The organism is Liquorilactobacillus vini DSM 20605 (assembly GCF_000255495.1).
GTDB classification, from domain to species: Bacteria; Bacillota; Bacilli; order Lactobacillales; family Lactobacillaceae; genus Liquorilactobacillus; species Liquorilactobacillus vini.
This window is the reverse complement of the sequence record NZ_AHYZ01000112.1, coordinates 1-7,957: the sequence shown is the minus strand read 5'-3', so window position 1 is coordinate 7,957 and position 7,957 is coordinate 1. Positions and strand designations below refer to the sequence as shown.

At 37.7% G+C, this 7,957-nt stretch carries 6 protein-coding genes and 1 pseudogene; 5 read left to right on the top strand and 2 right to left on the bottom strand.

The window, feature by feature from the left end; translation table 11 throughout:
- Window positions 1–23: 23 nt before the first annotated feature.
- A complete protein-coding gene (locus ON15_RS06860; protein ID WP_010580751.1) occupies window positions 24–914 on the bottom strand; it encodes a cation diffusion facilitator family transporter in 891 nt (296 codons plus the stop codon).
- Window positions 915–1,081: 167 nt separating this feature from the next.
- On the opposite strand from ON15_RS06860, the gene ON15_RS06855 reads away from it, so the two are divergent.
- From ON15_RS06855 to ON15_RS06835, 5 genes and pseudogenes are all read left to right on the top strand, one after another.
- A complete protein-coding gene (locus tag ON15_RS06855) occupies window positions 1,082–2,746 on the top strand; it encodes an acetolactate synthase large subunit (RefSeq protein WP_010580750.1) in 1,665 nt (554 codons plus the stop codon).
- 349 nt (window positions 2,747–3,095) lie between these two features.
- Window positions 3,096–4,463: pseudogene (locus ON15_RS06850) on the top strand (amino acid permease).
- Complete coding sequence (gene mmuM / locus ON15_RS06845) at window positions 4,460–5,383, top strand: homocysteine S-methyltransferase (RefSeq protein WP_010580749.1); 924 nt, start codon at window positions 4,460–4,462, stop codon at window positions 5,381–5,383. The pseudogene ON15_RS06850 and the gene mmuM overlap by 4 nt, the downstream one beginning before the upstream one ends.
- Window positions 5,384–5,425: 42 nt before the next feature.
- Window positions 5,426–6,130 (top strand): AzlC family ABC transporter permease, encoded by a 705-nt coding sequence (locus ON15_RS06840; RefSeq protein WP_026049528.1) that lies wholly within the window; start codon window positions 5,426–5,428, stop codon window positions 6,128–6,130.
- Window positions 6,121–6,447, top strand: a complete 327-nt coding sequence (locus ON15_RS06835) for an AzlD domain-containing protein (RefSeq protein ID WP_010580747.1) — start codon at window positions 6,121–6,123, stop codon at window positions 6,445–6,447. Before ON15_RS06840 ends, ON15_RS06835 begins: the two co-directional genes overlap by 10 nt.
- An 88-nt stretch (window positions 6,448–6,535) precedes the next feature.
- Here the strand turns inward: ON15_RS06835 and ON15_RS06830 are convergent, their stop codons facing one another.
- Entirely contained in the window at window positions 6,536–7,504 is a 969-nt protein-coding gene (locus ON15_RS06830) for a ketopantoate reductase family protein (RefSeq protein WP_010580746.1), read from the bottom strand.
- Window positions 7,505–7,957: the final 453 nt, after the last annotated feature.

Here is a 7,957-nt window from a genome sequence, read left to right as displayed (position 1 = left end):
TTTTTGCTTGATTTCAAGTTTTATTAGGGCAGCTTGTTTTCTGTAAAAAATAATTTTTCATCTTTACCACGGTTACATTCAGCTTGAATTGTTACATGGGAAATCTGATATTTATTTTTTAAAATGGCTTCAACTTGGCCATAAATTTTTTCGGTTTGACTGAGCGAAATATCTTTTAAATTTAAATGCAAGGAAACAACAGTTTGATTTTCGTCGATTTGCCAAGCATGAAAATGATGGACCCCGGTAACTTCGGGTAAGCTTAGCAGATCAGTTTTGATTTTGTCGTAATCTAAAATTGGAGAGCTTTCCATCAAAATTTTCAGCGTTTGACGAATGATCGGCCAAGCTTCATAAGCAATATAAATTGAAACAATTACTGTCATCAATGGGTCGATCCAGTAAAATTTGAAGAAAAAAATCAAGATCGCACTAATGATCACACCAATTGAAGCTAAAGCATCACTTAAAAGGTGCAGGTAAGTTGCGCGAATATTTAAATTATGTTTTGCATCACGATTTAACAATAAAGTTGCTAGAGAATTTGCCAGCAAGCTGATCAATGCCACCCAAAACATGATTCCTCCAGCTACAACCTCTGGATGAAAAAAACGACGAATCGCTTCAATTATTAAAAAGAGTGAAACACCGATCAATAAGGCTGAGTTTAACAGAGCAGTCAAGATTTCAATTCGGCGATAACCATAGGTGTTAGAGCTATTAGGCAAACGTTGGCCAATTCGATGGGCTACGTAACTAAGGATAATTGATAAAGCATCGCCAAAGTTATGAAAGGCATCTGACAATAAGGCTAAACTGCCTGACAAGATCCCGCCAACAAATTCAAAAACAGTAATTAAAGCATTCAATAAAGTTACGATTAGGAATCGGCCACTATCTTTTTTCCTTTCCATGATAACTCAGCTCCCTTTTATACTATGAACATATGCTCATATCTTAATTAAATCATAGTCGCTTAATTTAAAAAATGCAAGCAGATTAAGTCAAAATGAAATGAAATTCAGCGGGAAATGGGCTAAAATTAGAAAATGGATGAAATGCTTGGTAGGAGGACCAAAAAGTGAGTGAAGAAATCTCGACTGCAAGATTATTAGTTAAATGTTTAGAAAACGAAAATGTTCGTTATGTGTTTGGCATTCCTGGAGAGGAAAATATTAATCTGATTGATGAATTAAACCAATCAGAAAAGATCCATTTTGTTTTAACCCGCCATGAACAGGGGGCATCCTTTATGGCAAGTACTTACGGGCGTCTAACAGGAATTCCCGGAGTTTGTTTAGCTACTCTGGGGCCGGGAGCCATTAATTTGATGCTTGGTGTCGCTGATGCACAAACTAATTCCACGCCGTTAGTTGCGATCAGTGCTCAAGGTGGATTAATCCGATTGCATAAGGAATCACATCAGGTAATTGATTTAGTTAGTATGTTCAAACCAATCACTCAATATGCAGACATGGTTCTAACTCCTAATGCTGTCCCAGAAATGGTTCGGAAGGCTTTTTCAACTGCGAAACGTGATCGGCCAGGAGCTTCTTATTTAGCTTTGCCACAAGATATTGAAAGTCGTCCAGTTTCGGCAGACCGGCAACCGTTAGCGATCGATCCAATTTCATTTACCCAGCCAACCAGCAGTGATATTGAAAAAGCTGTTGAGTTAATTGCTGCAGCTGAGCATCCAATTATCTTGGCCGGGGATGGTGTTTTGTGGAAACATGCTGAACAGGAAGTCCGAGAATTGAGTGAGTTGTTGGAAATCCCAGTAGTCACGACCTTTATGAGTAAAGGAGTTATTTCTGATCGGCATAAAAATGCGCTAGGAGTCGTTGGCTTTATGCGCAAGGATTATGAGAACTTTGCAATCGATCAGGCCGATTTGATTATTTCCATTGGCTTTTCAATTCAACAGTTTGATCCACAAAAAATCAATCCCAACCGTGATAAAAAAATTATTCACATCAATATGTTTCGGCAAGACGTAGATAGTCACTATCCGGTAACGTTAAACATTATTGCTAATATTCGAGCTAGTTTACAGGCTTTGCTGCAAGCATTGAAATTACAGGATATTCACTTTTCACATCAAACTTCTGAAATCCGGCAGTTAATTCAAGAGGAACTTGTTAGTGGGGCCAAGAGTCAACAAGTGCCACTTAAACCTCAAACGATTGTTTATGAAACACGTCAGGCACTACCAGACGATGCAGTGGTTTTAGTTGATACTGGTGCGGTCAAAATGTGGATGGCACGGTTATATCAGACGTATTTATCGAATACTTGTTTAATTGATAATGGTTTGTCGACCATGTCTTGGACTCTACCAGGTGCAATTGGAGCAAAGCTAGCTCGGCCGAATAAAACTGTGGTTGCAGTAATGGGGGACGGCAGTTTTTTGATGAATTCACAAGAAATTGAAACAGCTGTCAGAGAAAAACTGCATTTGATTATTGTGATTTGGGAAGATCATTCTTATGGACTAATCAAATGGAAAATGGATATGGAGATTCAGCATCATAATGGAGTTGATTTTACTAATCCGGACTTTGTTAAATATGCTGAAAGTTTCGGTGCAATTGGGCGTCAAGTTACCCAAACTGGTCAGTTTGCAGCATATATGCAAGAAGCGGTAGCAGCTAAAGAAGGTGTTTATGTTATTGCTGTTCCAGTTGATTATCGGGAAAATCTGAAATTGATTGCCAAACTTGGAAATACCACAATGCGAATTTAACTATTTAGAAAAATTAGTTGACAGTTATTGATTCTTAATTTATCATTTCTTTAAATAATAAATTGATTATGAAAAGAAGAGTAGGCTGGACACTGAAGCTAAGCAAGCGTTGTTGATGTAAGGACGTCTTTATTTCAGCTGAAGATGAACTTGGATTCTTTAAACAGTGCAAGCTGTTTAAACGGGTGAGTCCGTTAACGCTAATCTGTTAATGAGGTCATGTTGCTTTGCAACACTGATAAATCCGGGTGGTACCACGAGAAATTCGTCCCAAAATTGGGACGTAATTTTTTTAATTATTAGACGAGGTGATTTTTTGGTTAAACAAAATAGTTCTTTAAAACGTAAAATGGAAGCTCGACATTTGTTGATGATTTCATTAGGTGGAGTCATTGGAACAGGCTTGTTTTTAAGTTCAGGATATACGATTCATCAAGCTGGACCTTTAGGAACGATTATCGCTTATTTTATTGGAGCTGCAATTGTTTATACAGTAATGTTGTGCTTGGGAGAATTAGCAGTAGCTATGCCGCAAACTGGTTCTTTTCATGTTTATGCGGAAAAATTTATCGGACCAGGGACGGGTTTTACAGTGGCAATTTTGTATTAGTTTACTTGGACAATTGCTCTTGGATCAGAATTTACAGCAGCTGGTTTGATTATGAAAAATTGGTTTCCTCATTCGCCGACATGGTTATGGAGCTTATTGTTTATGATTATAATTTTCACTTCAAATGCTTTATCTGTTAAATTCTTTGGTGAATCTGAATTTTATTTTGCTAGCATCAAAGTTTTAGCAATTGTTTTTTTTATTGTTGTTGGTAGTTTAGCAGTCTTAGGAATCTTACCGGTCAAAGGTTATCATCCAAATCCGCTTTTTCACAATTTGTATCAAGATGGCTGGTTTCCTACTGGATTTAAGGGAGTTTTTACAACGATGTTGACAGTTAATTTTGCATTTTCTGGGACAGAGCTGATTGGTGTGACTGCTGGGGAAGTTAAAGATCCAGCTCATGCAATTCCCAAGGCAATTCATACCACGTTATGGCGTTTGATTATCTTTTTTATTGGTAGTGTTGCAGTCATGGCGACTTTAATTCCCTGGAGAAAAGCTGGCGTAGTTGAGAGCCCATTTGTTTTAGTCTTTAAAAGTATCGGATTGCCATTTGCGGGTGACTTAATGAATTTTGTAATTTTAACTGCGATTTTATCAGCTGCCAATTCTGGCTTATATGCTTCGACACGCATGTTGTGGTCATTAGCAAATGAAGGAATGATTAGCTCAGTTTTTGTTAAATTGACTAGAAATGGAGTGCCATTGATTGCCCTGATTACGAGTATGTTGGGTGGAATCTTTGCTTTGTTGTCCAGTGTAACTGCTGCTGCAACGGTTTATTTAGTATTAGTTTCGATTTCAGGATTAGCAGTTGTTTTTGTTTGGATGGCAATTGCTTTATCAGAATTAAATTTTAGAAAACAGTGGCTTAAATCGGGGAAGAGAGTTGAGGATTTAGCTTTTGTTACGCCTTGGTATCCATTCGTGCCGATAATTGCCTTTACGGCCAGTTTACTTTCATGTATTTTAATCATTTTTGATCCAACGCAACGACCAGCTTTATTTTATATGATTCCATTTGTAATTGGATGTTATATTATTTATTACTTAAAAACCAATTTAAATCGTTTTAAAGCATATTTGAAAGGGGAAAGAAAATGAAAGAACCAATTACAGAGCTTTTAAAACAAAAGGAAACTTTAATTTCAGATGGCGCCATGGCAACTGAATTAGAGAAATTAGGTGTCAATACAGCAAATGATCTTTGGTCAGCTGCCGCCTTACTGACTGAACCTGCCAAGATTACTCAAGTGCATCGCAGTTATTTTGCTGCGGGAGCAATGATTGCTACCACTAATACTTATCAAGCTAATTTTGCCGCTTTTCAAAAGCGAGGTTTTAATCAAGTACAGTTTCAACAATTAATCAAACAAGCGGTTGATTGTGCTCGTCAAGCTCAAAGTTCAGCGAAGATTCCTAACGAGACATTAGTTGCTGGCAGTGTTGGACCTTATGGAGCCTATTTAGCTGATGGCAGTGAATATACTGGAAATTATCAATTAACGGAAGCTGAATTTCAAAATTTCCATTATTTACGAATCAAAGCTTTGCTGGCTGCTCAAGTTGATGTCCTGGCAATTGAAACTCAGCCTAAGTTTGCTGAAGTTCAAGCTCTGGTCAAGCTTTTAGCTGCCAAATTTTCTCAAACAACGGCCTGGATTTCTTTTAGTATTAAAGATCCCCAACATTTGTGTGATGGAACTTTGTTGGCACAAGCAGCTACTTGGTTGAATGATCAGCAACAAATCAGTGCAGTAGGTATTAATTGTACCGACTTGCTGCAAATTACACCGGCCTTACAGACTTTAAAGAAATATTCAGTTAAGCCGCTAATTGTTTATCCAAATAATGGTGATGAGTATGATCCGGTAACTAAACAGTGGCAGGCTAAACATTTATCACAAAACTTTTCCGACCTAGTTCCACAATGGCAAAAAAACGGTGCCCGCATCATTGGTGGATGTTGTCGGACGACTCCTACTGAGATAGCAGCTATTGCGCAAACGGTAGCTAAAAAATGACTGAGTTTCACGTGAAACAGTTTGGTGGAAAGGATGATTTTAATGACAAGTGAATTGACCGGTAAAGCTGGAATTAAAGATGCTTTACCAACGGCTTTAGGATATATTAGTATTGCGATTGCCTTTGGAATTTTAGGCCGGACTAGCGGCCTAGATCTTCTAAGTGTAATGCTATTGTCAATATTTACTTATACTGGATCGGCGCAATTTGTGATTATTAGCATGCTTGCCACCCATAGCAATATTTGGTCGATCGTAATTTCAACTTTATTGATCAGCTCACGGATGTCATTGATGAGTTTGACAGTTGCACCGTATTTTAATCAAACTAGTCTCAGCCGCAATTTGTGGTTGGGAAGTTTGTTGACAGATGAAACCTTTGCTTTAAGCATGAACAAACTTAATTACACTGAGCATAAGTTAAGTTTTTCGTGGTTGAACGCTGCTAATTTGTTAGCTTATTTAGTCTGGGCTGCCGCAACTTTAACTGGTGGATTAGTTGGACAGCTGATCAAAGATCCTGAGCAACTAGGCTTAAGTTTTGCCTTAGTTGCTATGTTTATTGGCTTAATGTACTTGCAATTGATCAGTGATCGTTTGATGGGGATTACCCGGCAATTAATAATTATTTTGGTTGTGGCAATCAGTTTTTATTTTTGCTTGATTTATTTTTCCGCTAATATTGCTTTATTATTAACTGTTATTATTGGCAGTTCAATTGGGGTGGTGATCGAACGTTGGTATTAGGGAAATACGTGCTATTCACAATTTTAGGTTGCAGTCTAGTGACCTGGTTCTTGCGAGTGACGCCTTTTATAATTTTGCAGCATTTTCATTTGCCAAAACTAGTTTTGGATTATTTGAATTTTGTACCAATCGCGATTATGGCGGGTCTCTGGATTGAAAGTTTATTGATTCGGCAATCAGGGCAATTGCCAGCAATTAATTGGTTGAATCTTGGTGCTAGTATTCCAGCCTTTTTGACCGTTATTATTTCTAAAAACCTATTAATTACTGTGATCGTCGGAGTCATTGGAGCTGGGATTTTACAAATGGCATTTTAAAAGCAGGTGAATTTACTAACCAACTAAAAACAGCTGCTAATGATCTTAATCTTAAAAAGATCACTAACAGCTGTTGGGATAAATTTAATTACTTATTATGAGTTTTGACGGCATTTTGCTGCCGGGTATGTTCAGCTAAGTGGACCAAATGAGTCAAAAAGGCATGAGTCGTAGCTGCATAATTATATTTTTGGCCCAATTTTACTAAATAACCATTGATATAATCGACTTCAGTTGGTCGGTTGTGGGACATATCTTGATACATTGAAGGGTAATGCAATGGATTGGCAACTTTCGAAACATAATTGATACTATCAAGTTCTGCCTGGCGAGTGTTAAGCATCTGAACACCTGCTCGTTCACAGACATCATAGGCTTCATTGATCAGCTGCCGGCTTAATTCATCAGCACCTGAATAGCTGGCAAATTCGCCCATTGTGATTTCAAATAAAGTACATAAAGTATTAACTACAGAGTTAAAGACTACTTTTGCCATTAAGGTCCCCATAAAGTTGGTAGTTAAATTTGGATTAAATTGGGCTTTCTTAAGTTCGGCAACTACTTTATGAGTCATTTCATCGGGCTTTTCGGTATAGTTTGCCAAATTCATCGTCCCTGCACCGCGAGCGCCGATGAAGTCAACGTCGCCGGGGCCATTTAAAACAGTTGCAACTAGAGCTGTTCCGGCCAAGAGTTTAGCCGGCTTAAAGTACTTGAGTAATTTTTCCACATGACCCATTCCATTCATACAAGTTAGAGCATATTGTTGGTCGTTAAAACAATGAGCGGTGCGTTTCAGGAAATCAGCTAGTTGCATTTGTTTAGTGAAGAAGATCCAAACATCAGGATTGCCATGATATTCTTCGGGATAAAATAATTTAACTGGGACTAGCTGACGGTTTTGGTGATCGCGTGAAACAAAGACCCCACCTTGTTGCCGGACTTTTTCAACATTTGGTTTCCAAGTATCAACAAATTCAACTTGATTGCCGGCATCTTGCAACAAAACACCATAACGATAGCCCATGGCACCGGCACCAACAACTGTAAACTTCATAATAAATTCCCCCTATGATTTTTTGAAAACAAAATTACGTAATAAAATTAAAACAGCGTCCTTTAAACAAAGAATTTGTTTAAAGGACGCTACTGCGTGGTACCACCTTTTTTTATCCACTAAATGACTGTGGACCTTATTCGAACCTTTTGATCCGTCAGCATGTTAATGGATGCCACCACCGTAATTTACTGATAAGTAAAGACTTACTTTGACTACAGCGCTCAAAGATGATTGACTAAGCAAGGCTTAAATATCTGCTTTCACCTAACCAGACTCGCTAACTTCAGTTTCAGCTTGTCGTTTCTTTTCATTGCGTTTTTTGTTCTAATTTAAATTTAACAATATTCTAAGTTCATTTTTGCCAATAGTCAAGTCTTTTTTTGCTTTCTATTTGAAAAAATTAAGTGAGAAAGCTTCTTAACTAATTAAAAATAATTATTCCTCCCGGTT